The organism is Acidiplasma cupricumulans (assembly GCF_001402935.1).
GTDB classification, from domain to species: Archaea; Thermoplasmatota; Thermoplasmata; order Thermoplasmatales; family Thermoplasmataceae; genus Acidiplasma; species Acidiplasma aeolicum.
Window position 1 is genome coordinate 1 of record NZ_LKBH01000254.1, and the last position, 633, is coordinate 633.

The 633-nt window shown below is 39.3% G+C and carries 1 protein-coding gene; it reads right to left on the reverse strand.

Going from position 1 to position 633, the window contains the following annotated elements; all coding sequences use genetic code 11:
- Nucleotides 1–11: 11 nt before the first annotated feature.
- Nucleotides 12–633, reverse strand: a 622-nt coding sequence (locus AOG55_RS06745; RefSeq protein WP_236688985.1) for a peroxiredoxin, incomplete at its 5' end; no start/stop codon positions are given.

The window sequence follows — 633 nt, forward strand, 5'->3', positions numbered from 1 at the left end:
AAAATAAAATTTTATAATTTTCCAATATCCCTTACTACATCTATGTCTAATGGTTTCTCTCCGGGTTCCCAGTTTGCAGGTATGGCGCACATATGGCCCTCGCCCTCTGGTGTGTCATGAAGTACCTTAAGTCCCATAAATGCACCATATATGTGCCTTACATCCTTTCCGAGGCCATTGTTGAACATTGCTATGTACTGAACCTTACCCTCAGGGTCTATTATTACCAGACCCCTCTGTGCCTGGTATCCCTTTGTATCAAGGAATCCATACTCTGTTGCAATTTTCTTTGTATAATCATCTATTAACGGGATCTTGCTCTTGCTTACCCTTGGAGATGTATCAGACCAGGCCTTGTGTGAGAATACTGAGTCCTCGCTGATGCCGAAAATCTGGGCCCCTTCCTTTAAAAATTTATCATATGAACCCATTAATGCCTCTATATCTGTAGCACAGACAAAGGTAAAGTCTCCCGGGTAAAATGTCAGTATTACCCATTTCCCTCTATAATCTGAGAGCTTTATTGTTTTAATTTCTTTGTTCTCTGGAAAATATGTGTCTGCTTCAAAATCCGGTGCTTCTACTCCTATTTGCAACATGTTTATCAATACATAATTATTATATCCTATATTA